This window comes from Comamonas sp. SY3, assembly GCF_041730275.1.
GTDB lineage: Bacteria > Pseudomonadota > Gammaproteobacteria > Burkholderiales > Burkholderiaceae_C > Comamonas > Comamonas sediminis.
In genome coordinates this window covers 211,552-236,167 of the sequence record NZ_JBGTYN010000006.1, presented here as the reverse complement: position 1 = coordinate 236,167, position 24,616 = coordinate 211,552, and the positions used below count along the sequence as shown (strand labels likewise).

Sequence of the window (24,616 nt, the reverse complement as noted above, 5' to 3'; positions counted from 1 at the left end):
CAACGGCCGGGGCACGGGCTGATCAGCGGCGCTCGCAGGCGGCAGGTACGTAGGCGCGCCACTGCACCACCAGCTGGGTACGGCTTTGGCCCCGGGGCCAGGGAATGCTCCACGCGCCCTCATGCATGCGCATGCCTTGCAGACCGTCCAGCACTGGATACGGCCCGGTAGGCGCATCCCGATCCGCATCCTCTTCCAATTGCCAGATCCGCAGCGCGCCATGCTGCTGCAGGCGCTCGGCCGTGGCCCAGGGCGAATGGCGCGGATCACCGGGTATCAGCACCGACGGTTGGCTCTTGGCGCCGATGGCGACCAGGCCGCCCGTCCAGGCATCGCTGGCCACGGTATCGAGCGGGCAGCTGGACAGCGCGTTCCAGGTGGCTTCGGCCTGTTGCGCCAGCGCAGCCGAGGGCCAGTCGCTGCGCACGGGGCTCCTGCGGAAGTCCGAAATCTTCCACAGGTACAACCCACAGAGCACGGAAATCACCGTGAGCCACACGATGATGCCGCGCAGCAGATAAGGGCGCATGGGCGCCAGCCAGGCGCTGGGAATCAGCGCTGCAGCCAGCACGCCGCTGAAAGGCCACATCGGCACGCCCCACATATCACGCAAACGCAAGCCCAGCGCCATGCCCAAGGTGGCCAGCAGCAAACCCGGGGCCAGCGCGATCAGGCAGAGGTAGGCCGGCTTGGCGCTGTGCCATTGCCAGGAAGCCGACACCGCAGGCCGCAGCCTGGACCAGCGCAGCCGCAAAAAGCCAAACAGCAGCACCAGCAGCAGCGGCAGGTGGTTGAGCAACTGGGTCAGCAAAAAGCCCAGCGCGCCTGCGCGGGCGGATTCGCCATAGTGGTTGGAGGAGCGGTCCTTGGCATAGGAGAAGGGCAGCCAGTCGTTGTTGTGCAGCCAAAGCAGATGCGGTGCAAATACCAGCCCCGTCACGGCCAGCGCCAGCCAGAGGCCTGGGCGGCGCAGCAGGCTGCGTGCGGGGCTCAGCACGGTAAACAGCCCCAGGCAGAGCAGCAGCAGGCCGATGGAATACTTGCTCAGCAGCCCCAGTCCCGCCATCAGGCCCAGCATCAGCCACTGCCAGCGCTTGTCGTCCTGCCAGGCGGCCAGGTAGAAGTAGCAGATGCCTGCCCAAAAGGGCATTTGCGCAATGTTGTGGTTGAACTCCAGCGCGGGCCGGGTGTAGAAGGCCACGCCCATCGTCAGCACCGTGCCGATAAAGGCGCGCTCGCGCCCGACGAGGCGGCAGGCCGTGAGCCAGACCAGCCACAAGGTCAGCGCCACGCAGAGCTGGCTCAGTGCAAACGGGCCCCAGCGGCCCAGTGCCAGAAAGGACACATGCAGCGCAATGGGCGGCAGCGGCGGGTGCTTGTAGTAGCCCCATTGCCATTCACGGCCCCAGCCCAGGCTCTCGACCACATCGAGCGGAAAGCTGGGGGCCAGCAGCGGTGGAAAGAGGGTCCAGGCCAAGGCGTACAGGCAGGCACAGGCCAGCACGAGACGCAGCGTTTTCTGGTGGTCATGCGGCTGGGATGGGGGCGAAACGGCAGGGGACATGCAGTGGAGCGAGAGAAGGCTTCACAGCGCGGAGGCTGGTCGAGAGCTATGTAAAGCCCGCTAGTGTAGCTGCAGGCTATCGGCCGCATCTCCCGTGGGCCGTGCATCGCCGCAGGTATTGGTTACTGAAAATATCAGCCGCTGCGGGCCGGCGCGAGCCATTCGGCCAGACTGCGCAGCGCGGGCGCGCAGGGCTGTGCCAGCTTCAGGTCCAGCAGCGCGTCATCGCGCATCTGGCCCAGGTTGATGGCCGCCACCGGCATGCCGGCCTGTTTGGCGGCATGCACAAAGCGCAGGCCGGAATACACCATCAACGAGCTGCCCACCACCAGCAGCGCGCCGCTGGCGGCCAGATGCTCCATGGCCTCCTGCCTGCGCGCGGCCGGAACGTTTTCGCCATAGAAGACGACATCCGGCTTGAGAATGCCGCCGCAGGCGGGGCAAGCCGGCACCTGGAAAGCGGCAAAGTCCACACCGGCCAGATCGGCATCGCCATCGGGGGCGGCGCTGGCACTCAAGTGGCGCCAGTCGGGGTTGGCGGCGATCAGCTGGTGCTGGAAGTCCGCGCGCGCCAGGTGCTGGCCGCAGCCCATGCAGACCACCTGGTCCAGCCGGCCATGCAGGTCCACCACCCGCTGGCTGCCCGCGCGCTGGTGCAGCCCATCGACATTCTGGGTGATGAGCGCCTGGACATAACCGGCTTGCTCCAGCTGGGCCAGCGCCTGGTGCGCGGCATTGGGCTGGGCCTGCGAGAACACCGGCCAGCCGATCAGGCTGCGCGCCCAGTAGCGCTGGCGCGTGAGCGTCTCGGCCATGAAATCCTGAAAGCGCACCGGGGCGGGGCGCTTCCAGGCGCCCTGCGCATCGCGGTAGTCGGGGATGCCGCTGCCGGTACTGACGCCAGCGCCGGTCAGCACGGTCCAGGGGCGGTGCTGCTGCAGCAAGTGCGTCAAAGCCGCCAGATCGGTCGATGCGGCGGCTTGCGGGAGGAGGTCGGTGAGAAGTGGCATGGCTCAGACCTTGATGATAGTGGCCGCAGCGCCCGATTGCTGCAGTCTGGATTAGCGACACGAAATTCGTGTCGCACGAATTTCGTGTAAAATCGGCGCCATGAAAAATCTCACCATCACTGTGGAAGACAGCGTGCTGGAATGGGCCCGGGTCGAGGCCGCGCGGCGCGGCACCAGCGTCTCGCGCATGGTAGGTGATTTTATGGCCGAGCTCCAGCAGCGCGAGGACGCCTATGAACGCGCCTATCTCGCCTGGCGCACGGACGAGCGCAGCTGGCAAGGCGGCGCCATGCCCCCGGCCGGCGCAGCTGCGGCACGCACCATCGGCGGCCGCCGCAAGACTGGGCAGGAGGGCGCATGAGCACCGTGTTTGTCGATACCTCGGTGCTGGTCGCCGCAGAGAATGTCTCGGACGCGGCGCTCTACCAGGCCACCTTGGACTGGCTGGATGTGCTGTGGAGCACCCGTACCGGCCGCACCGGCAACCAGGCGCTGAGCGAGTTCTACGACCAGGTCACGACGGCGGCGACCCCGATGCCCCAGGGCGATGCGCGTGCTGCCATCCGCCGCTACCAAAGCTGGACGCCGTGGAAGACCGATGCCGCCACGTTGGAGACCGCGTGGGCGGTGCAGGCGCGCCATGCGTTGGACTTTGGCGATTGTCTGGCGGTGGCCTGCGCCCAGCACAGTGGCTGCCAGCAGATGCTCAGCCTCTACCTGCCCCATGGCGCCGAGTTTGGCGGGGTCACCATCGTGCACCCGTTGCGGCAAGCCGCACCGGCCCACGGCCAGGTCTGAATGTTTCTGATGTGAAAGAGTGATCCGATGACGTCTCAAGACAAGTCTCTGCAGGCCTTGCAACGCATCCGCGCCGATGTGCGCGCCATGCAGGCCTACCATGTGCAAGATTCCAAGGGTCTGCTGAAGATGGACACCATGGAGAACCCCTACCGTCTGCCGGATGCACTGCAGCGCAAGCTGGGCGAGCGGCTGGGCGCACTGGAGATCAACCGCTACCCGGGCGAGCGCCTGGAGACGCTCAAGAAAATGCTGGCCGACTATGTGGGCGCGCCCACGGGCACGGCCGTGCTGCTCGGCAATGGCTCCGACGAGATCATCACGTTGTTGGCGCTGGCCACGGCCCAGCCCCATGCCGGCGGACGCGCCAAGATGCTCGCGCCGATGCCAGGTTTTGTCATGTACCCGATGTCGGCCCAACTGCAGGGGCTGGACTTTGTCGGCGTCAACCTGACGGCAGACTTTGACCTCGATGTGCCTGCGATGCAGGCCGCCATTGCTGCGCACCAGCCCGCCATCACCTATATCGCCTACCCCAACAACCCGACTGCCACCTTGTGGGATGACGACAAGGTGCAGGCCGTTATCGATGCGGTGGCCGACGTGGGCGGCCTGGTGGTGATGGACGAGGCTTACCAGCCCTTTGCCAGCCGCAGCTGGATCGACCAGATGCGCGCCGATCCTGTGCGCAACGCCCATGTGCTGCTGATGCGCACCCTGTCCAAGTTCGGCCTGGCCGGTGCGCGCCTGGGCTACCTGGTGGGGCCGGCGGTCATCGTCAACGAGATCGACAAGGTGCGCCCGCCCTACAACATCAGCGTGCTCAACTGCGAGACGGCGATTTTTGCGCTGGAGAACGAGGCGCTGTATGCCGAGCAGGCGCGCGCCATCCGGGCAGAACGCCAGCCGCTGATCGACGCGCTGCAGGCGCTCAGCGGCGTGCGCAAGGTCTGGCCGTCGCAGGCCAATATGGTTCTGATGCGCGTGGACGATGCGGGCAAGACCCAGGCGGCGATGAAGGCGCGTGGCGTGCTCGTCAAGAATGTCTCGGCCATGCACCCGCTGCTGGCCCAGTGCCTGCGGCTGACCGTCGGTACCCGTGAAGAAAATGCCCGCATGCTGGCGGCGCTCAAGGAGTCTCTATGAACCATCTGGTGCCCACCCCATCGTCCGCCACGCCGCTGCACCGCACGGCCGAGGTGGCGCGCAACACCGCCGAGACCCGCATCCAGGTGCGTGTCGACCTCGACGGCACGGGCCAGGCCCGTCTGAACTCGGGCATCGGCTTTCTGGACCACATGCTCGACCAGATCGCGCGCCATGGCCTGATCGATCTGGACATCGAATGCGCAGGGGACCTGCACATCGACGGCCACCACACCGTCGAGGACATCGGCATTACGCTGGGCCAGGCCTTTGCCAAGGCAATCGGTGATAAAAAAGGCATCCGCCGCTATGGCCATGCCTATGTGCCGCTCGATGAGGCGCTGAGCCGCGTGGTGATCGATTTCTCCGGCCGCCCGGGTCTGCACATGGATGTGAAATTCACCGCCGGCAGCATTGGCCAGCTCGACACGCAGCTGGTGTACGAGTTCTTCCAAGGTTTTGTGAACCATGCCGGTGTGACCTTGCACATCGACAACCTCAAGGGTTTCAACGCCCACCACCAGTGCGAGACCATCTTCAAGGCCTTTGCGCGCGCACTGCGTTTCGCATTGGAGCATGATCCCCGCATGGCCGGCGTGATACCGTCGACCAAGGGCTCGCTGTAAGCTGCCGTTGGCGGCAGTTGCTACACTCCATTCTTGCTATGACAACTTCATCCAATACCGTTGCCGTGGTGGACTACGGCATGGGCAATCTGCGCTCGGTGTCACAGGCCGTGCAGGCGGCGGCTGCGGGCTCGTCCGTGGCCGTGGTGGTGACGGCCGACCCCGATGTGGTGCGTGCTGCCACCCGCATCGTGTTGCCAGGCCAGGGCGCCATGCGCGACTGCATGGCCGAGCTCAAGGCCTCCGGCCTGCAGGACAGCGTGCTGGAAGCGGCCCGCAACAAGCCGATGTTCGGTGTCTGCGTGGGCATGCAGATGCTGCTGGACCACAGCGAAGAGGGCGACACCCCGGGCCTGGGCCTGATTGCCGGTCAGGTGCGCAAGTTCCAGCTGGCGGGCCGTACCCAGGCCGATGGCAGCCGTTACAAGGTGCCGCAGATGGGCTGGAACCAGGTGCAGCAACAAGCCCATGGCGGCCAGCCGCATCCGGTCTGGCAGGGCGTGCCTGACCAGTCCTATTTCTATTTTGTCCACAGCTTTTATGCGGCCCCCGCCAGTGATGCCCAGTGCCACGGCTGGGCTGAATATGGCGAGCGCTTTGCCTGCGCCATCGGCCGCGACAACCTCTTCGCGACCCAGTTTCATCCGGAAAAAAGTGCGGACCAGGGCCTGGCGCTCTACCGCAACTTTCTGCACTGGAACCCTTAATCCTTTCACCGACAACCGCCAGCCTCACTACCATGCTGCTCATTCCTGCGATTGACCTCAAGGACGGTCACTGCGTGCGCCTCAAGCAAGGCGATATGGACCAATCCACCACCTTTGGTGAAGACCCGGTTGCGGTCGCGCGCCGCTGGTACGATGCCGGCGCGCGCCGCCTGCATCTGGTGGATCTCAATGGCGCCTTTGCCGGCCAACCGAAGAACCTGCCGGTCATCAAGGCCATCCTCAAGGAGTTCGGTGACGAGCTGCCCGTGCAGCTCGGCGGCGGTATCCGCGATCTGGACACCATCGAGAAGTACATCGATGCCGGCATGCAGTACGTGATCATCGGCACCGCTGCCGTGAAGGACCCGGGCTTCTTGCAGAACGCCTGTACGGCTTTCGCCGGCCACATCATCGTCGGCCTCGATGCCAAGGACGGCATGGTCGCGACCGACGGCTGGAGCAAGATCACCCAGCATTCGGTCATCGAGACCGCCAAGCGCTTTGAGGACTGGGGGGTGGAATCCATCATCTACACCGACATCGGCCGTGACGGCATGCTCAGCGGCATCAACATGGAAGCCACCATCAAGCTCGCCCAGTCGATCAAGATTCCGGTCATTGCTTCCGGAGGTCTGTCGGGCATGGCGGATATCGAAGCGCTGTGCAAGGCCGAACCCGAAGGGGTGGAAGGCGTCATTTGCGGCCGCGCGATCTATACCGGCGATCTGGACTTTGCAACAGCACAGGAGCGGGCTGACGAGCTCAGCGACAGCCTCTGACCAGGGGCGGGCCCCGCGTCAGCGGCGCTGTTTTGCGAGGCCACCGACCGGTGGCCTTTTTTATGGCTGTGTCAATTGAAACAGTTTGTATACTGCCTCAGTGGTTTGCTGGTGTTGGGGCTGTGGGACCTGGACTACACCCCGCTTTTAAGTCGATGTGTTGACTACAAATTTGAAGAATGTCAACAAATGCTAGTTGTTACCGGCAGCAGCTTATGTTGACCGGTAAGCGATTTACATAAGTTTGGCTTATTGGACAATGTACGCTTGGTCAGGATGCCTGCAGCTATAGGAGCCTTGGATAGCGCATTCTGCGAGACCTCTTTGAAAGCCCCCTGTGATACTCGTGACTGGCGGAGCCGGCTATGTTGGCTCTCATATCTGCATTGCGCTGGCCGAAGCCGGCATGCCGTTCTTGATTCTGGATAACTTCAGCAATGCCAGGCGTTCGGTCATTACGCGGCTGGCCAAAATCCTGGGGTTCACACCGCCGTGCATCGATGCCGATGTGCGTGATGTGACCGTGCTCGAGCAGCTGTTCGACGAGCAGCATTTCGATGCCGTCATCCACAGCGCCTTTCTCACTGCATCAGCGGATGCCGCGCGTGAGCCGCTGCGCTACTACGACAACAATGTCTCGGGCACGATCGGTCTGTTGCGCGCGATGCAGACCGCAGGGCTGCGAAACCTGATCGTCTCGTCGTCGTCGGTGGTCTACGGCGATCCAGCGCCGGTGGCTGTGCGAGAGGATGCACCGCTGTCGGTCAGCACCGCCTACGGCCAGACCGCCTTGATGGTCGAGCAGGTGCTCAGCAGCCTCGATGAGGCCTCGCCCAAGCGCTGGCGCATGGCTTTGCTGCGCAGTTTCAATGCGGTGGGCTGCCATGACAGCGGCCTGATCGCCGAAGACCCGCCGCGCATGTCCTCCCATGTTGCGCCTTACCTGGCCCAGGTCGCTGCCGGCAAGCGCGATGGTCTGCGCATCTACGGCGGCGATTACCCCACACCGGATGGCACGCCCATACGCGACTATCTGCATGTGATGGACCTGGCCCGGGCCTATGTGGCGACCTTGCCGTACCTGCGCAGCCATCCGGGCCTGTCGCGCTTCAACATTGGATCGGGCCAGCCTACGTCGGTGCTGGGTCTGGTGCGCGCTTTCGAGCATGCCAATGGCCGCGCGGTACCCTTCCGCATTGGTGCACGCCGGGCAGGCGATGCGGCCCACTGCTGGGCCGATATTTCGCGCGCCCGCGCCGAGCTGGGCTGGCAGCCCCAGCTGGGGCTGGACCGCATGATGGAAGACGTCTGGCGCTGGCAGATTGGTGTAGGCCGCAGCGTGCATTGACAGGCGCTGCAGGACCAGCCTGGCCGCACCCAGCGCCAGGCTTTTTTCTTGCCCGCAGGCTGCGTCCCGGCGCTGGGCGTGTTATTGTTTTGCCCGTCTGGCGCCATCGCCACCGCTTCCATCTGCAACGAGATCCTCCATGCTTGCCAAACGCATCATTCCCTGCCTGGACGTCACTGGCGGCCGCGTCGTCAAAGGTGTCAATTTCGTCGAACTGCGCGACGCCGGCGACCCGGTGGAGATCGCAGCGCGCTACAACACGCAGGGCGCCGATGAGCTGACCTTTCTCGACATCACCGCGACCAGCGATGGGCGTGACCTGATCTTGCCGATCATCGAAGCGGTGGCCAGCCAGGTCTTCATTCCGCTGACCGTCGGCGGTGGTGTGCGCACCGTGGCCGATGTGCGGCGCCTGCTCAACGCCGGCGCCGACAAGACCAGTTTCAACTCGGCGGCCATTGCCGACCCGGCCGTCATCAATGCGGCCAGCGACCGCTACGGCTCGCAGTGCATCGTCGTGGCCATCGATGCCAAGCGCCGCCAAGGCCAGGATGTCATCGAACGCGGCGAGGGCTGGGATGTTTACAGCCATGGCGGACGCAAGAATACCGGCCTGGACGCCATCCGCTGGGCCAGTGACATGGCCGCGCGCGGTGCCGGGGAGATTTTGCTCACCAGCATGGACCGTGATGGCACCAAATCCGGTTTTGACCTGGCCTTGACCCGTGCAGTCGCCGATGCCGTCGGTGTGCCGGTGATTGCTTCCGGTGGCGTTGGCAATCTCGACCACCTGGCCGATGGCGTGCAGCAAGGCGGCGCCGATGCCGTCCTCGCGGCCAGCATCTTTCACTACGGCGAATTCACCGTGCAGCAGGCCAAGGAGCGCATGCGCGAGCGCGGTATTCCCGTGCGCCTGTAAGACATACAAGCCCCTTCTGCTGTCAACGCCGGTCCCCGCAGCGTTGCAATGCCCTCGGCGCGCTTGGGGAATGGCGTTCCCCTGGGTAGGTAGTTAGATCTGGCCGGGAAGGTCCGGCCGGGGAGGTCCGGCCGGGGAAGTCCAGCCGGCCAGCACCGGCCTGGGGGCCACACCGCCTCGGATTCGGGTGCTCGCCAGAGGCTTTTCGTCCCGCATCCCTGGCGTGCACCGGCCCGCTAGCCATGCTTGAGAGCGGGCTCTTTTCCGGCAGACGCACTCGCCAGCAGCCCAGTAGCAGCGGAGTGCCCATCGGCCGCGCTTCGCCTCTCCATGCCCGTCCACGTTCACCAGTCAAGCGCGGCTGACAGCTGCGCCGTCAGATCTTCCCGGCTTTTTCCTGGGTGCTGGGACGGCAGTGTCGGGCCAGGGCCCGGCATCTCCGCAAGCCGGATCCATGCCTGCATTTTTCCGGTCCTGCGCCGTGATTGCCCCTTGCCCGCAGCGCAGGGCCGGCCGTCATTAATGATCTGCAATTCTATAAAAATGATTGATTTTCTCGATCACAAACCTTGATTTGCAATGTTTGACAATGTTTCTAAAGTTGACACACACTCATTAAACGCAAGATGCTATAAACCCGATCTATCTAATTTTAGTCACAGTTTCTTTCGGTTGTCTGGGAAGATTCGTATATCAAGACCGTCGGCAATTGCAATGGAACTATGAAAAGTGTCGCTAACTGTATCTAGCGGCGCTGTCTAAGGGCTGGGGAGTTGTCGGCTATGTCGGTGTTTGGGATATGCGTTGCGCAGGGATCGTCCTGCCTGTCTCACTTTCGTTGGTTGCACGCACGTGCGGTTTTGCTGGTGGCATCGCTGCTTCTGCCATTCGGCGTCTGGGCGCAGATGTGCGCGGCACCTGGCAACGATGGGGCAGGGGCGGCCACCGGGGTGGTGAATGATTACTTCCCGGGCGCCGGCGCTTCGACACTGGCCGCTGGCAGCACCAGCCTGACCTTGGGCACCCAGCGAACCGGTGCCGCCAACAAAACCCTGGCCGCCAATGATTTGTTGCTGGTCATCCAGATGCAGGATGCGAGCATCAACGCGGTCAACTCCAGTGCCTATGGCAGTGGTGGCAGCGGCGGCCAGGGCTCGACCAGTGTCGGCAGCACCGGCCTGTATGAATTTGTCCGTGTCGTCTCGGTGTCGTCCGGGGTGGTGAGCTTTTCGCCCGCACTGACCAACACCTACCGCAATGCGGCGGCGACCGCCACCTCCGGTCAGAAGACCTACCAGATCGTGCGCGTGCCGCAGTACACCAGTGCGTCCGTCAGCGGGGTGACTGCGCCGCCATGGAACGGCGCTACTGGCGGGGTCGTGGCCATCGATGCCCGTGATGTGCTGACGCTCAACGGCGCAACGGTGGAGAACCAGGCCAACCGGGCGATCTTCCTTGCAGGCAAAGGCTTTCGCGGCGCCGTAGGCAGCAATGGCGCCAGCCGTGGCTCGCGCGATGACTGGATGGGTGACTACAGCAGCGCAGGCGGAGGTGGTGGCAAAGGGGAAGGTATTGCCGGCACTCCGCGGTATCTTGCCAACAAGATCACGGCTTATGGCTCCAAGCTGGTCAACGCAGTGGCTTCGGGGGGTATTGGTTCGGTGGACAACACCGCCGAAGGCTATCCCGGCGGTTCACGTGCACGAGGCGCCCCCGGCAATGCCGGTGGTGGCGGAGCCGATGGTGCTCCGGCTGGCACCAACAACAACCAGTACAACTCCGGCGGCGGAGGTGGCGGTAACTATGCCGCCGGTGGCGTGGGCGGCCGGCCCTGGAACTACCCGCTGGTCGACAGCGGGGGCCGAGGCGGCGGTGGCTATTTGGGCACCACCGCTTTCAACCGCATTTTCCTCGGCGGCGGCGGCGGCGCTGGTGGCACCAATGACGGCACTGCCGATAACAATGCCTATGGCAACAACGGCATTGCTTGCGCGGACACGGGCGGGCGCTGCTCTTCCGGCGCTTCGGGCGGCGGCATCGTCATCTTGCGTGCGCAGAGCGTTACCGGCACTGGTGTGATCGACGTGCGTGGTGCCCATGGCTACAACGTGCAAAACGATGCCGCCGGCGGCGGCGGTGCGGGTGGCTCGGTCATCATCCACTCGGTCGAAGGCGGATCTGCGGTGATCGATGCCAGTGGCGGGGATGGCGGCAACGCCTGGGCGGGCAACCAGACCAATGCTGCCAACCGCCATGGCCCTGGCGGCGGCGGCGGTGGCGGCTTCATCGCCTTCTCTCCGTCCAGCATGTCGGTCACTACCACGATCAATGGCGGTACACCCGGCTACACCACCAATGGCACCACCGACAACTACGGCGCCTTTGGCAACCAAGGGGGCATCGCTTCGTTCCAGTCGCCGAACGTTCCTGGCACCTTGCCGGGTGCCTCCTGTGCGGTTGACCTGCGCCTGACCAAGAGCAATGGCGTCAACATCGTCAATGCGGGCGGGCAAACCACGTACACGCTGACGGCCAGCAATGTGGGCGCGTCCCCCACCACAGGCACGGTCACCATCGTGGACAAACTGCCCCAAGGCGTGACCATTCCCGCTGGCTCCCTGCCGTTGACGGGCGCCAATGCCGCCAACTGGAGCTGCTCTGGCGCTGCAGGATCGCGCCTGATCACCTGTACCAGCGCTACCGCGATTCCCGCTGCAGGCAGCAGCGTGTTCGGGGTGACCGTCAATATCGGACTGCTCTCGGCGACGGGCCCCACGGCTACCAACAAGGCCAAGATCGGCGGCGGAGGCGATCCCCTCAACAGTACGGCGCCCACCGAAGCTGCCGTGGATGCCTGTACCGGCAACCAGTCCCCCGCAGGCTGCGCGCTGGATGTGGATGCGGTGAATTCGCCGCTGCTGAGCCTGACCAACACCGACAACACCGACGTGGTGCTGGCAGGCGGCACCACAACCTATACGCTGACGGTCAACAACGTGGGCAATGCGCCACGGCCGGCACCGTCACCGTGGTGAATGCACTGCCCACCGGCATGGCCTACACCGGCGCGGCGAGCTTTACCAGCGGGGTGTTCAGCTGCAGCTATACCTCGTCGAGCAACAGTGTTAGCTGCACGACCAGTTCGGTGATCGCCGCAGGTGCCAGTGCCGCGATATCGCTGCCGGTGTCGATTGCGAGCACGGCGCCCAGCGCTTTGGTCAATCTCGCCAGCGTTGGCGGTGGCAGCGATTCGAGCAAGCCCAACGCGCCGACGGTCGCGTCCACGCAAAGCTGCTCTCCTGCGATCGCATCGGAAATCGCGACGGGCTGCGCTGCCGACACCGATGCGGTCAAGCGCGTGCAGCTGTCCTTGACCAAGGACGATGGCCGTTTCGGCATCTACGTCGGAGGCACGACCACGTATGCATTCCGCGTCAGCAACACCGGCGATACCGCCTCGGTGGGCACCATCAACTTCCGCGATGTGCTGCCGGGCCCGATGAACTGGCCCGCAACGTTGACCAAGACGGGCGCCAATGCGGCGGACTGGACCTGCACGCGCCTGAGCGCCACCGAAGTGAGCTGTACATCTGCCGCGCCGATTGCGGCCGGTGGTGTGAGCCAGTTCAGCCTGCTCGCCAATGCGGGCGCGATGACCAGTGGCACCCAGTACATGAACAAGGCGCGCGTCGGGGGCGGTGGTGATGCCACGCTGGCCACCGCTGCGCCCACTGCGGACCAGGTCAATGCCTGTACCAACAACAGCATCCCGGCGGGTTGCGCGATTGATCTGAACACGGCGCAGACACCGCCGACGCTGCGGCTGACCAAGACCCATGCCGATCCGCAATCCAAGGCGCCGGGGGCGGCGGTCGCCTTCACGCTGGCGGTTGCCAACACGGGCGCGGAAGCCCTGGCCAATACCGTGCGGGTGGTGGATGTGTTCCCTGCCGGGCTCAGCAATGTCACGGTCGCTGCGACGCAGGGTATTTTTAGCTGTGCAATGGGCTCCGGCGCCGACAGCAATGTGCTGACCTGCAACAACACGGCAGGTGCCTTGGCCGCCAATGCGTCGGCCAGCATCGCGGTGACGGCGACGGTCTCGGCCACGACCAGCACCACCTTGGTCAACAAGGCGCAGGTGGGTACCGACAATACCGACCCCAGCACCAGCAGCTACCCCACCAGCACCACCGTTGCCGCCTGTACGGCGCTCAATACGCCTACCGCAGGCTGTGCCACCGACTCCGTTCCGGTGGTGCCATCTGCCACGTTGACGGTGGTCTCCAGTGTCAATGCCCGCGCTGCCAGCACCGACCAGTTCACCGTCGGCATCAGCAATGGTGGCCCCAGTGCGACGACGGCGGGCACCGCCACCAGTGTGAGCACTGCCGCCTTTGCGGTGACGCCGGGCACCAGCTACGTCCTGAGCGAGACCGCTGCGGGCACGACCAATCTGGCTCGCTACACCACCAGCTACGCCTGTACCAATGCCACGGCCGGCGGCACTGCGGTAGCGCCAGGTACTGGCACGACGCTGACGCTGACGCCGCAGGCGGGCGATGCCATTACCTGTACGTTCACGAACACGCCGATTGCGCCCCGTCTGACGCTGGCCAAATCGATTGTTTCGCGGGCCTTGGCGTCCGACCAATTCACGGTGGCCATCAGCAATGGTGGCCCCTCGGCGTCCACCACCGGCACCAGCACGACGGCCAGCACCACGGTCTTCACAGCGACCGCCGGCACCAGCTACACGCTGAGCGAATCCGTGCTGGCGGGTGCCAATCTGTCGCGCTATACCAGCAGCTACAGCTGTAGCAATGCCGGCGTTGCAGGTACCGTGATGCCGTCGGGCACGGGCACCAGCTTCAGCCTGGCGCCCCAGGCGGGCGACAACATCAGCTGCAGCTTCAGCAACACCGCCATTGCGCCCAGACTGACGGTCAATACGGTGGTCGCCGGCCGCCTTCTCAGCACCGACCAGTTCACGGTCGGCATCAGCAACGGTGGCCCCAGTGCGACGACCACCGGTACGCAAACCACGGCCTCGGCAGGCCCGACCACTGCGACGGCAGGCACCAGCTACCTGCTGACCGAAACCGCTGCCGGCACGCCTGCCACCAATCTGGCCCGCTACACCACAACCTACAGCTGCACCAATGCCACTGCGGGTGGCACCAGCGTCGGATCGGGCACCGGTACCTCCATCACCGTGGTGCCCCAAGCCGGCGATGACATCAGCTGCACATTCACCAACACGCCGGTCTATCCCAAGCTCAGCGTGACCAAGGCCGCATCGCCGGGCAGCTTTGTCGCCGGTGCCAGCGGCCAAAGCTACCGCATCACCATCGGTGTGGCCAATGGCCCCACCACCGCTGCCATCAGCATTGCCGACAGCCTGCCCACCGGTGTGACCCTGTCCGGCGTGCCCACCGTCAGTGGCGGTGCCACATTGAGCGGTTGCAGCACCAGCGGCAGCACCATTGGCGCGTGCCAACTGGCCAGCGGCTTGGCCAACGGCAGCTATGTCGTGACCATTCCCGTCTCTGTCGCACCGTCGGCCACCAGCACGGGCGCTGCCAACACCGCCAACCTGGGCGGTGGTGGTGACCCCAGCTGTACTGCGGCCGCTACGACGGAAGCATGCGATCCGACCACAGGGGCGGTGGCTGTGAAGACGCCCGCCAATGTCGGCCTGGTCAAATCCGGCGCTGCTACCGCTGTGGCTGGCAACAGCTATGTCTACACGCTTGTGCTGAGCAACAGCGGCCAGACCGCCACCGCCTCCAACCTGGTGGTGCGCGACCAGTTGGCCCCTGGCATGGTGGCTACCGCCGTCACCGGTGCCAACTGCGGCACCTTGCCCAGCGCTGCTGGCGCGTTGCTGAGCTGCACCGTGGCCGATCCGGTTGCGGCCGATGGCGGAACTGCCAGCATCCAGCTGACGGTGACCATGCCCAGCGGCGGCGGCAATGTCGTCAACTATGCGGCCACCCATCCATCGGGTAGCGGCAACCCCGGTGTGGATCCTGGCCCGGCCTGTACCAATGCCGCCAATGTGGTATGTGCCAGCGCGACCACCGCATCCAGCACCCCTGCCAATGTCAGCCTGAGCAAGACCGGTGCGGCCACCGCGCTGACCGGCTCGAGCTACGTCTACACGCTGACTCTGAGCAACAGCGGCCAGCTCGCTACCGGCAGCAACCCGATCATCAAGGACCAGCTGCCCGCAGGCGTAGTAGCTACCTCGGTCAGCGGTGCCAGCTGCGGCACGCTGCCTAGCAGCGCCGCAGCCCTGCTGACCTGTACCGTGGCGGGACCGGTAGCCGCAGGTGCATCTGCCACTGTCCAACTGACCGTCACTTTGCCAAATGCCGGCGGAACCTTGGTCAACAACGCGGCGACCAACCCCACGGGCTCAGGCGCCCCTGGCGTGGATCCCAGTGCCACCTGTGTGAACAGCGCCACCACCTTCTGCGCAAGCCAGAGCCTCGCGGTCAACACACCGGCAAGCCTGGCAACCACCAATGTGCTGACATCGGTCAATGGCAGCCCGGTGCCTGCCGGCTACCTGGCCAAGCCCGGCGATGTGCTGACCTACACGGTGACCGTCGTCAACAGCGGTGGCACGGCAGGCTCCACCGACGTGGGCCAGACCGTACCTGCCGGTACCACCTATACGGGCAGCGGCCAAGGCTGGAGCGCAGGCTGCACGGATGCGGGCACGCAGTGCACGCAAACCGTGCCAGTCGGAGCAAACCAAACCAGCACCGTGCAGTACACCGTCACCGTCGCCAGCCCAGGTAGCACGGCAACGATTGTTGATACCGCCACCAGCTCGGTAGGCACCTGCACCGCTTGCCAGGTCAGCACCGATACACAGCGGGCAGACATGCAGGCGAGCATCTCGGTCAGCCCAGGCACCACCAGTGCGACGGGTGTGGAGCTGACCTACACCAGCATCTGCAAGAACAATGGCCCGCAAACCGCCCTGAACGCCGCGTGCACGGTGAGCGCTCCTGCCGGCGCCGCGACGAGCTGTACACCTGCCAGTCCGGCTGCAACGCTCGCTTCCGGCTCCAGCATCACCTGCACCACCAAGCTCACACCGAGTGTGGTGGGTGACTACGCCGTGAGCGTTGCCACCAGCAACACCTTGTTCGACCCCGCAACGGGCAACAACAGCGCAACGGCGACCGTCAAGGTCAACACGCCAGCAGCCCTGCGTATCGTCAAGAGCCTGGCGCAAGTCAACGGAGCGGCTGTGCCTGCCAATTACGCAGCCAAGATCGGCGATACGCTGACCTATGCGATGGTGGTGACCAACACCGGCGGCACCGCTGGCACCACGGTCTTGACCGAGACCGTGCCGGAGGGCACCCAGTTTGTCGGCGGCAACGCGCCAGACCTGAGCCAAGGCTGGAGCCAGGCTCCGCAAGCTTGCGACGCCGCAGCCAGCATCTGCACGCAAACCGTGTCGGTCCCTGCACAGAGCACGGACGGTGTTCCCGGTCAGCAGACGGTGCAGTTCACCGTGAAGGTCCTGGCCCCCGCGACCAGCAACGGCAAGATCACGAACACGGTGGCGAGCGACGTGGCTGCCGCCTGTGCTTCCGGTACTTGCGCGGTCGAGACGGCCAATGCAGTGGCTGATATGCAAGCGCAGATCAGCTCCATCCCCGCTACGGCGGTGGTCGTGGGTCAAAGCGTCACCATCACCGGCACCTGTACCAACAACGGCCCCGCCGATGCGGTGAACGCCAGTTGCGCCATGGCCGTGAACAATGCCGGCACCAGCATTGCCGGCACCTGCGCTGCCAATGCCGACCTGGCAATGGGTGCGAACCTGAGCTGCTCTGCGACCTTTGTCGCAGCAGAAGGTGTGATCAGCGCCACCATCCATACGACTACGCAAAGCTACGAGAGCAACACGGCGAACAACACAGACACCAAGTCCACGGTGGGCAATACGCCTGCGAGCCTGGCGACCACCAATGTGCTGACCTTAGTCAATGGCAGTCCAGTGCCCGCTGGCTACCTGGCCAAGCCCGGTGATGTGCTGACCTACACCGTCAGCGTTACCAACAGCGGCGGTACCGCTGGCTCCACCGAAGTGGGTCAAACGGTACCAGCAGGCACGACCTATACCGGTACCGGCCAAGGCTGGGGCGCAGGATGCGCAGCAGCGGGCACGCAGTGTGCGCAGCCAGTCACTGTTGCCGCAGGCCAGACCAGCACGCTGCAGTACACGGTGACGGTGGCAAGCCCAGGCTCGACTGCGACTATCGTGGACACGGTTAGCAGCTCGGTGGGCACCTGCACGGCTTGCCAGGTGACTACCGGAACGCAGCAGGCAGACATGCAGGCTACCGTGACAGTGACGCCAGGCGCGACCAGCACCACAGGGGTGGAATTGATCTACACCAGCGTGTGCAAGAACAATGGTCCACAAACGGCTTTGAACGCAGCTTGCGCAGTGACCGCTCCAGCTGGCGCTCAAACCATCTGCACGCCAACCAGCCCAGCGGCTACCTTGGCTTCTGGCACCAGCATCATCTGCACCACCAAGTTCACGCCAAGCGTGGCTGGTGACTATGCTGTGAGCGTGGCTACCAGCAATGATCTTTACGACGCGGCACCAGGCAACAACACGGCCAACGCCACTGTCAAGGTCAAGACGCCAGCAGACCTGCATATCACCAAGACCTTGGCGCAAGCCAATGGCGCGGCTGTGCCAGTGAACTATGCAGCCAAGATCGGCGACAAACTGACTTACGCGATGGTGGTGACCAACACGGGTGGTACTGCCGGTACGACGGTCCTGACTGAGACCGTGCCAGAGGGCACCCAGTTTGTGGGCGTCAGCAGCGATCCAACCCAAGGCTGGAGCGAGGCACCTCAGAAATGCGAAGCAGCAGGTACCACCTGCGTTCAAAGCGTGAATGTGCAAGCGCAAAGCTCCGAAGGTGCTGCTGGTGAGAAGACCGTTGAGTTCACCGTGGAAGTGATTGCGCCAGCGACCAGCAACGGCAAGATCACCAATACTGTGCTGAGCGATGTGGCAACTGCTTGCGCAGGCACCAACTGCGCAGTGGAAACGGCGAACGCTGTTGCTGATATGCAAGCGCAGATCACCGACATCCCAGCTACGGCGGTGGTGGTGGGCCAAAGCGTGACCATCAGTGGCGTGTGCACCAATAGCGGCCCAGCGAATGCAGTGAACGCTAGCTGCCAGATGGCGGTGAACAACGGTGGCACAAGCATTGCAGCGACTTGTGGTGCAAACGCGAACCTGGCGATGAGCGAAAGCATCAGTTGCTCGGTGACGTTCATTGCCGCCGAAGGTGCGATCAGCGCCACCATCCATGCGACTACGCAAAGCTACGAGAGCAACACGGCGAACAACACAGACACCAAGTCCACGGTGGGCAATACGCCTGCGAGCCTGGCGACCACCAATGTGCTGTCCTTGGTCAATGGCAGTCCAGTGCCCGCTGGCTACCTGGCCAAGCCCGGTGATGTGCTGACCTACACCGTCAGCGTTACCAACAGCGGCGGTACCGCTGGCTCCACCGAAGTGGGTCAGACGGTACCAGCAGGCACGACCTACACGGGCACCGGCCAAGGCTGGGGTGCAGGTTGCACGGCAGCGGGCACGCAGTGCGCGCAGCCAGTCAGTGTCGGCGCCGGTCAGACCAGCACGGTTTCCTATACCGTTACTGTGTCCAGCCCGGGCAGCACGCCAACGATCGTGAACACTGCTACCAGCTCGGTGGGCTCCTGCACGACCTGTGTGGTGACGACCAACACGCAGCAGGCAGATATGGCGGCAGCTGTGACCGTGACGCCAGGCGCTATCAGCACCACCGGTGTGGAACTGACCTACACCGCTGTTTGCAAGAACAACGGCCCACAAGCAGCACTGAACGCATCTTGCGTGGTGAGCGCACCAGCGGGCGCATCGGCAGCAATCTGCACGCCAACCAGCCCAGCGGCTACGTTGGCTTCGGGCGACAGCATCACTTGCGTCACCAAGCTCACGCCGAGCAGCGCTGGTGACTATGCAGTCAGCGTGGCTACCGGCAATGACCTGTACGACGCAGCGCCAGCCAACAACACTGCCAACAGCAGCGTCAAGGTCAACACGCCAGCTGCGCTGAGCATCGTCAAGAGCTTGGTGCAAGTCAATGGCGCAGATGCGACTGCTGGCTACGCCGCCAAGATTGGCGACAAGCTGACCTATGCAATGGTGGTGACCAACACGGGTGGTACTGCCGGTACGACGGTGCTGACCGAGACCGTGCCAGAGGGCACCCAGTTTGTGGGCGTCAGCAGCGATCCAACCCAAGGCTGGAGCGAGGCACCTCAGAAATGCGAAGCAGCAGGTTCCACCTGCGTTCAAAGCGTGAATGTGCCAGCGCAAAGTGCCGAAGGTGCTGCTGGTGAGAAGACCGTTGAGTTCACCGTGGAAGTGATTGCGCCAGCTACCAGCAACGGCAAGATCACCAATACCGTGCTGAGCGATGTGGCGGCTGCTTGTACCGGCACCAGCTGCTCGGTGGAGACCAACAACGCAGTGGCAGACATGCAAGCGCAGATCACCGACATCCCAGCTACGGCGGTGGTGGTGGGTCAAAGCGTGACCATCACTGGCGTCTGTACCAACAAGGGCCCCGCCGACGCTGTAAATGCCAGCTGTGAGATGACCGTGAACAACGGCGGCAACAGCATCCCGGCAAGCTGCGGTGCCAATGTGAATCTGGCATTGAACGAAAGCATCAGCTGCACGGCCAGCTTCACGGCTGTAGAAGGTGCCATCAGCGCAAGCATCCGCACCGCTACACAAAGCTACGAGAGCAATACGGCCAACAATACCGACACCAAGTCCACGGTGGGAAACACTGCGGCTAGCCTGGTAACCACCAATGTGTTGACCGCAGTGAACGGTAACCCTGTCCCTGCTGGTTATCTGGCCAAGCCCGGCGATGTGCTGACCTACACGGTGACGGTTGCGAATACCGGCGGCACCGCAGGCAGCACTGATGTGGGCCAGACGGTGCCAGCAGGCACGAGCTACACGGGAACGGGCGAGGGCTGGAGCGCCGGTTGTGCAGCAGCATCGAGCACCTGCAACCAGACGGTAGCAGTGGGCGCGGGCCAAACGAGCTCGGTGACCTACACCGTCACCGTGGCGGGCCCTGGCAGCACTGCCACCATTGTTAACACGGCCACCAGCAGCGTTGGCAGCTGCAGCGCTTGCCAGGTAACGACCGGCACGCAACGTGCAGACATGCAGGCCACCGTGGCTGTGACGCCAGGACCGACCAGCACCACCGGTGTGGAACTGGTCTACACCAGCGTGTGCAAGAACCAGGGCCCACAAAGCGCGCTCAACGCATCTTGCATCGTGACTGCGCCAGCCAATGCGGTTACCACTTGCGCGCCTGTGAGCCCAGTCGCCACTTTGGAGTCTGGTGAGAGCATCACCTGCACCACCAAGTTCACGCCAAGTGATGCGGGTGACTACGCAGTCAGCGTTGTGGCCAGCAACACCTTGTACGACCCGGCTGCAGGTAACAACACGGCAACGAAGACCGTCAAGGTCAATACGCCGGCCGAGCTGAACATCACCAAGACCCTGGCGCAAGTCAACGGTGCTGCAGTCCCTGACAACTATGCAGCCAAGATCGGTGACACGCTGACCTACCACCTGCGGGTGACCAATGCGGGCGGTACCGCCAGCACCCTGGAGCTGACCGAAACCGTGCCGGAAGGTACCAGGTTTGTCGGTGGCGCTGCCGCTAACCCTGACCAGGGTTGGAGCCTGGCACCCCATGCCTGCGACGCAGCAGCCAGCACGTGCACGCAAAGTGTGACCGTTCCCGCGCAGAGCGCAGGCGCACCGGGCGAGCAGACCGTGCAGTTCACGGTGGAAGTGCTGGCGCCAGCGACCAGCAGCGGCAAGATCATCAATACGGTGACCAGCGATGTGCCAGCCGCTTGCGCGGCCGGTGGCTGCACGGCGGAAACGGCCAATGCGGTCGCGGACATGCAAGCGCAGATCACGACGATTCCATCTGGCGCCGTGGTGGTTGGCGACAGCGTGACCATCACCGGCCAATGCACCAACAATGGCCCGGTGGAGGCGGTGAATGCCAGCTGCGTGATGACCGTGAACAACGGCGGCAACAGCATTGCAGCGACTTGCGGTGCCAACACCCAGCTTGCAGTGGGCGAAAGCATCAGCTGCACAGCGACCTTCACGGCCGCTGAAGGATCCATCAGCGCCAGCATGACGGCGGCAACCGATAGTTATGAGAGCGACACCGCAAACAACACGGCCACCCAGGCTGTCAACGGCAATACGCCTTCGGCAGTGACGGTGCGCAATGTGCTGGTGAAGGTCAACGATGCGCCCGTGCCTGCCGGCTATGTGATCAAGCCCGGTGACAAGCTGACCTACCAGGTCCTGGTCAGCAACACGGGCGGTACGCCGGGCTCGACGGTGCTGACGGAGACGGTGCCTGTGGGCACCCGCTATGCCGGTACCGACGAAGGGTGGACGGCGGGTTGCGGCGCATCGCGCAGCACCTGCAACCGTTCCGTGACGGTGCCCGGCGGTAGCGCTCAGGCACCGGGCACGGTGGCTTTCGAGTACACGGTGCGCGTGGAGGACACGGTCAGCAGCCCGAATGTGGTCAATATTGTGGACAGCAGTGCACCAGGCAGTTGCAGTGCAGCCTGCTCGGTGAGCACGCCGACGCAAGCGGCCGATATGCAGGTGAGCACGCCTGCGACCATCGATGCCAAGGTGGGCGTGGAGTTCACGCTGACCTCGGTCTGCCGCAACGCAGGCCCCGCCACGGCAAGCAATGCCCGCTGCGATGTGAGCGGCGCACCGGCCGGTGCGGTCACCGTGTGTACGCCGACCCCGCCGATCGCTTCGCTGGCGGTGGGTGAGTCGGTCACCTGTACCACCAGGTTCACGCCGAGCTCGACGGCTGCCATCACGATCACCACGCGCGCCAGCAGCGATGTGTACGACCCTGTCGCGGCCAATAGCGAGGCCTCCGCGTCCGCCGTGTTCACCAGCACACCGCCAGCTGCCGTCAAGGCAGTGCCTGTGAATGCTGCATGGGCGACGGGTCTGGTGGCCTTGTTGCTGATGCTGTTGGCAGGCAGGGCCCTGCCGCATCGCCAGGGCCGTGGTCGGCAGAACTGACCATTTTTGACCTCAACCCCACCGGCCCGGCTGCATTCGCTGCACCGGGCCGGTTGCATTGGCGGCTGTTTTCTCCCTGCAGTGCGCACAACTGCATTGAATGCGAGACAATTCCCCGCATGAACTGGCTCGATCAAGTGAAATGGGATGCGCAGGGCCTGGTGCCCGTGATTGCGCAGGAGCAGCACACCAAGGATGTGCTGATGTTTGCCTGGATGAACCGCGAGGCGCTGGCCCACACGGCCGAGCTGGGCCGGGCGGTGTACTTCAGCCGTTCGCGCGGCAAGCTGTGGTTCAAGGGCGAAGAGTCCGGCCATGTGCAGACCGTGCACGAGATCCGCATTGACTGTGACAATGATGTGGTGCTGCTGAGCGTGACCCAGACGGGGCATGAGCCGGGCATTGCCTGCCACACAGGCCGCCACAGCTGTTTTTACAGCGTGTTGCGTGATGGCCAGTGGCAAGCGGTCGATCCGGTCTTGAAAGACCCGGAATCGATCTACAAATAATCCCTGTCCAGCATCCGCCTTCCTTTGCAGCCCTTTGCGGCTGCTTCGCTATATTTCCGATATGACCGATACCTCCCCCTCTGCTGCCATGTCCTCGACGGATGCCTTGATGCGTCTGGCCGAAGTGCTGGAGTCGCGCAAACCTGCCAATGGCGGTGATCCCGAGGCCAGCTATGTGGCCCGTTTGCTGCACAAGGGGCCCGACGCCTTTTTGAAGAAGGTGGGAGAGGAGGCGACCGAGGTGGTGATGGCTGCCAAGGATGTGGACCACGGAGCGCCCGCCTCCAAACTGGTGTACGAAGTCGCCGATCTGTGGTTTCATACGATGGTGGCGCTGACCCACTATGGCCTGAGCCCCGCTGATGTGGTGAATGAACTGGTACGCCGCGAAGGCCTCAGTGGCCTGGAAGAGAAGGCGATGCGCAAGGTAAAAGACCGTGAAGCTGAAGAAGGGAGTTCCGCATGAATGATGTCGTTGACGTGAAGACTGTGGATTCGGCCGCGATGGAAAGCCTCAAGACCTGGGGCTGGGTGAGCTACCTGCTGCACCTGATCGTGGCAGTGGCGGCGGTGGTGCCCAGCGCGCAGGCCAGCATCGTGCTGCTGCTGATTGCGCTGGTGATCGACCTCGTCAAGCGCAGCGATGCGCAAGGCACCTGGCAGCAAAGCCACTTCTCCTGGCGCATTCGCAGCGTCATCTGGGCCGGCATCTTGTATGTGGTCACCGCGCCGCTGTGGATCCTGTTCCTCGTCCCTGGCTGGATTGCCTGGACGCTGATTTCGCTGTGGTTCCTCTATCGCATCGTGCGCGGCATGCTGGCAATGAACAAAGACCAGGCCATCCATGGCTAGCGCCGAGCCGCAGCCCGAAGCGCCAGCGCTGCCGGGAGAGCCGGTGCCCGTCGAAGCCGAAGCGCCCAAACGCCTGCCGCGCTCCAAGGGGGTGGACGAAAACACCCCTCCGATCAGCCTGGCCTTGCAAGGCGGCGGCTCGCATGGTGCCTTCACCTGGGGGGTGCTCGATGCCTTGCTGGCTGACCGCAGCCTCTGGGCCGAGGGCATCAGCGGCACCAGTGCCGGCGCGATGAATGCCGTCGTGATGGCCTATGGCTATGGCAGGGCGGCAGCGACCCAGACAGACCGGCGCAAGGCCCATGAGGCCGGCTGCGAATCGGCCCGGGAGAGCCTCACCCAGTTCTGGGAAGGCGTGGGTACCATGGGCAGCCTGATGGCGGGCGTGCCGATGGCTGGCAAGGCCATCTGGGACATGATGAGCCAGTGGCTCTCGCCCTACCAGACCAATCCCCTCGATATCAACCCGCTGCGCCGTCTGCTTGAGAAAGTGGTGGATTTCGACTTTTTGCAGCACGAGCAAGGCCGCAATGCCCCCCGGGTGTTTGTCTGCGCGACCAATGTGCGTACCGGCAAGGGCGAGGTGTTCAGTGGCAAGCGCTTGTCCGCCGATGCGGTGATGGCCTCCGCCTGCCTGCCGATGATGTACAAGGCGGTCGAGATCAAGGACCAGCACTACTGGGACGGCGGCTACTCCGGCAATCCCTTGCTCTACCCGCTGATCTACCAGACCGGCAACAGCGATGTGCTGCTGGTGCAGCTCAACCCGATTGAGTACAACGAGGTGCCCACCAACGTCCAGGAAATCATGGACCGCATCAATGAAATCACCTTCAACGCCAGCTTGCTGGCCGAGTTGCGGGCGATGGGCTTTGTGCGCCGCCTGCTCGATGAAGGCAAGCTGGACCGTGAACGCTACAAGTACATGCTGATGCACCATGTGGATGGGGGTGCCGTGCTCAAGAGCTATGGCGCGTCCAGCAAGAACCGCTCCGATGCACCCTTTGTGCGCGAACTGTTTGAGCGGGGCCGTGTCTCCGGCGAGAACTGGCTGACCCAGCACCGCGCCGATGTCGGTGTGCGTTCTGGCTTCAAGGTGTAATTTACTGATGGTTGGCACGGTTGCTGCTTGT

General features: G+C 64.0%; 16 protein-coding genes. 14 read left to right on the top strand and 2 right to left on the bottom strand.

Annotated features, from left to right (window positions below; all coding sequences use genetic code 11):
* Positions 1–22 precede the first annotated feature (22 nt).
* Both ACCQ08_RS10760 and ACCQ08_RS10755 read right to left on the bottom strand, forming a co-directional pair.
* Positions 23–1,564 carry a glycosyltransferase family 39 protein gene (locus ACCQ08_RS10760; RefSeq protein ID WP_373449765.1) on the bottom strand — a complete coding sequence of 514 codons (1,542 nt, stop codon included), beginning with the start codon at positions 1,562–1,564 and terminating at the stop codon, positions 23–25.
* 134 nt (positions 1,565–1,698) lie between these two features.
* Positions 1,699–2,574, bottom strand: coding sequence for an NAD-dependent protein deacetylase (locus ACCQ08_RS10755; protein WP_312452024.1), 876 nt, complete (start codon positions 2,572–2,574; stop codon positions 1,699–1,701).
* Positions 2,575–2,674: 100 nt separating this feature from the next.
* On the opposite strand from ACCQ08_RS10755, the gene ACCQ08_RS10750 reads away from it, so the two are divergent.
* From ACCQ08_RS10750 to ACCQ08_RS10685, 14 genes are all read left to right on the top strand, one after another.
* Positions 2,675–2,935, top strand: coding sequence for a DUF6364 family protein (locus ACCQ08_RS10750; RefSeq protein WP_239810768.1), 261 nt, complete (start codon positions 2,675–2,677; stop codon positions 2,933–2,935).
* Entirely contained in the window at positions 2,932–3,372 is a 441-nt protein-coding gene (locus tag ACCQ08_RS10745; RefSeq protein WP_373449764.1) for a PIN domain-containing protein, read from the top strand. Before ACCQ08_RS10750 ends, ACCQ08_RS10745 begins: the two co-directional genes overlap by 4 nt.
* A 27-nt stretch (positions 3,373–3,399) precedes the next feature.
* The gene (gene hisC, locus ACCQ08_RS10740; RefSeq protein ID WP_373449763.1) at positions 3,400–4,518 is read left to right on the top strand and encodes a histidinol-phosphate transaminase; all 1,119 of its coding nucleotides are present in this window, start codon (positions 3,400–3,402) and stop codon (positions 4,516–4,518) included.
* Positions 4,515–5,144 (top strand): imidazoleglycerol-phosphate dehydratase HisB, encoded by a 630-nt coding sequence (gene hisB / locus ACCQ08_RS10735; protein ID WP_312416514.1) that lies wholly within the window; start codon positions 4,515–4,517, stop codon positions 5,142–5,144. The genes hisC and hisB overlap by 4 nt, the downstream gene beginning before the upstream one ends.
* Positions 5,145–5,182: 38 nt before the next feature.
* A complete protein-coding gene (hisH, locus tag ACCQ08_RS10730) occupies positions 5,183–5,851 on the top strand; it encodes an imidazole glycerol phosphate synthase subunit HisH (RefSeq protein ID WP_239810772.1) in 669 nt (222 codons plus the stop codon).
* Between the two features lie 32 nt (positions 5,852–5,883).
* Complete coding sequence (hisA, locus tag ACCQ08_RS10725; RefSeq protein WP_239810773.1) at positions 5,884–6,630, top strand: 1-(5-phosphoribosyl)-5-[(5-phosphoribosylamino)methylideneamino]imidazole-4-carboxamide isomerase; 747 nt, start codon at positions 5,884–5,886, stop codon at positions 6,628–6,630.
* 337 nt (positions 6,631–6,967) lie between these two features.
* Positions 6,968–7,978, top strand: coding sequence for a UDP-glucose 4-epimerase GalE (gene galE / locus ACCQ08_RS10720; protein ID WP_239810774.1), 1,011 nt, complete (start codon positions 6,968–6,970; stop codon positions 7,976–7,978).
* A 139-nt stretch (positions 7,979–8,117) separates the two neighbouring features.
* Positions 8,118–8,897, top strand: a complete 780-nt coding sequence (gene hisF / locus ACCQ08_RS10715; protein ID WP_312416508.1) for an imidazole glycerol phosphate synthase subunit HisF — start codon at positions 8,118–8,120, stop codon at positions 8,895–8,897.
* Between the two features lie 866 nt (positions 8,898–9,763).
* Positions 9,764–11,932, top strand: coding sequence for a hypothetical protein (locus ACCQ08_RS10710; RefSeq protein WP_373449762.1), 2,169 nt, complete (start codon positions 9,764–9,766; stop codon positions 11,930–11,932).
* Entirely contained in the window at positions 11,926–22,122 is a 10,197-nt protein-coding gene (locus ACCQ08_RS10705) for a hypothetical protein (protein WP_373449761.1), read from the top strand. Before ACCQ08_RS10710 ends, ACCQ08_RS10705 begins: the two co-directional genes overlap by 7 nt.
* Positions 22,123–22,232: 110 nt before the next feature.
* On the top strand, positions 22,233–22,631 hold the full coding sequence (gene hisI, locus ACCQ08_RS10700; RefSeq protein WP_182328367.1) for a phosphoribosyl-AMP cyclohydrolase: 399 nt from the start codon (positions 22,233–22,235) through the stop codon (positions 22,629–22,631).
* 88 nt (positions 22,632–22,719) lie between these two features.
* On the top strand, positions 22,720–23,097 hold the full coding sequence (locus ACCQ08_RS10695; protein ID WP_312529640.1) for a phosphoribosyl-ATP diphosphatase: 378 nt from the start codon (positions 22,720–22,722) through the stop codon (positions 23,095–23,097).
* Positions 23,094–23,483, top strand: a complete 390-nt coding sequence (locus tag ACCQ08_RS10690; RefSeq protein WP_239810777.1) for a hypothetical protein — start codon at positions 23,094–23,096, stop codon at positions 23,481–23,483. The genes ACCQ08_RS10695 and ACCQ08_RS10690 overlap by 4 nt, the downstream gene beginning before the upstream one ends.
* Positions 23,484–23,574: 91 nt before the next feature.
* A complete protein-coding gene (locus ACCQ08_RS10685) occupies positions 23,575–24,585 on the top strand; it encodes a patatin-like phospholipase family protein (RefSeq protein ID WP_373449790.1) in 1,011 nt (336 codons plus the stop codon).
* Positions 24,586–24,616: the final 31 nt, after the last annotated feature.

What these genes read in the sequence shown, in the direction of transcription:
- ACCQ08_RS10760 (WP_373449765.1), bottom strand. Translation starts at nt 1,564, where the DNA reads ATGTCCCCTGCCGTTTCGCCCCCATCCCAGCCGCATGACCACCAGAAA.
- ACCQ08_RS10755 (WP_312452024.1), bottom strand. Translation starts at nt 2,574, where the DNA reads ATGCCACTTCTCACCGACCTCCTCCCGCAAGCCGCCGCATCGACCGAT.
- ACCQ08_RS10750 (WP_239810768.1), top strand. Translation starts at nt 2,675, where the DNA reads ATGAAAAATCTCACCATCACTGTGGAAGACAGCGTGCTGGAATGGGCC.
- ACCQ08_RS10745 (WP_373449764.1), top strand. Translation starts at nt 2,932, where the DNA reads ATGAGCACCGTGTTTGTCGATACCTCGGTGCTGGTCGCCGCAGAGAAT.
- hisC (WP_373449763.1), top strand. Translation starts at nt 3,400, where the DNA reads ATGACGTCTCAAGACAAGTCTCTGCAGGCCTTGCAACGCATCCGCGCC.
- hisB (WP_312416514.1), top strand. Translation starts at nt 4,515, where the DNA reads ATGAACCATCTGGTGCCCACCCCATCGTCCGCCACGCCGCTGCACCGC.
- hisH (WP_239810772.1), top strand. Translation starts at nt 5,183, where the DNA reads ATGACAACTTCATCCAATACCGTTGCCGTGGTGGACTACGGCATGGGC.
- hisA (WP_239810773.1), top strand. Translation starts at nt 5,884, where the DNA reads ATGCTGCTCATTCCTGCGATTGACCTCAAGGACGGTCACTGCGTGCGC.
- hisF (WP_312416508.1), top strand. Translation starts at nt 8,118, where the DNA reads ATGCTTGCCAAACGCATCATTCCCTGCCTGGACGTCACTGGCGGCCGC.
- ACCQ08_RS10695 (WP_312529640.1), top strand. Translation starts at nt 22,720, where the DNA reads ATGTCCTCGACGGATGCCTTGATGCGTCTGGCCGAAGTGCTGGAGTCG.
- ACCQ08_RS10690 (WP_239810777.1), top strand. Translation starts at nt 23,094, where the DNA reads ATGAATGATGTCGTTGACGTGAAGACTGTGGATTCGGCCGCGATGGAA.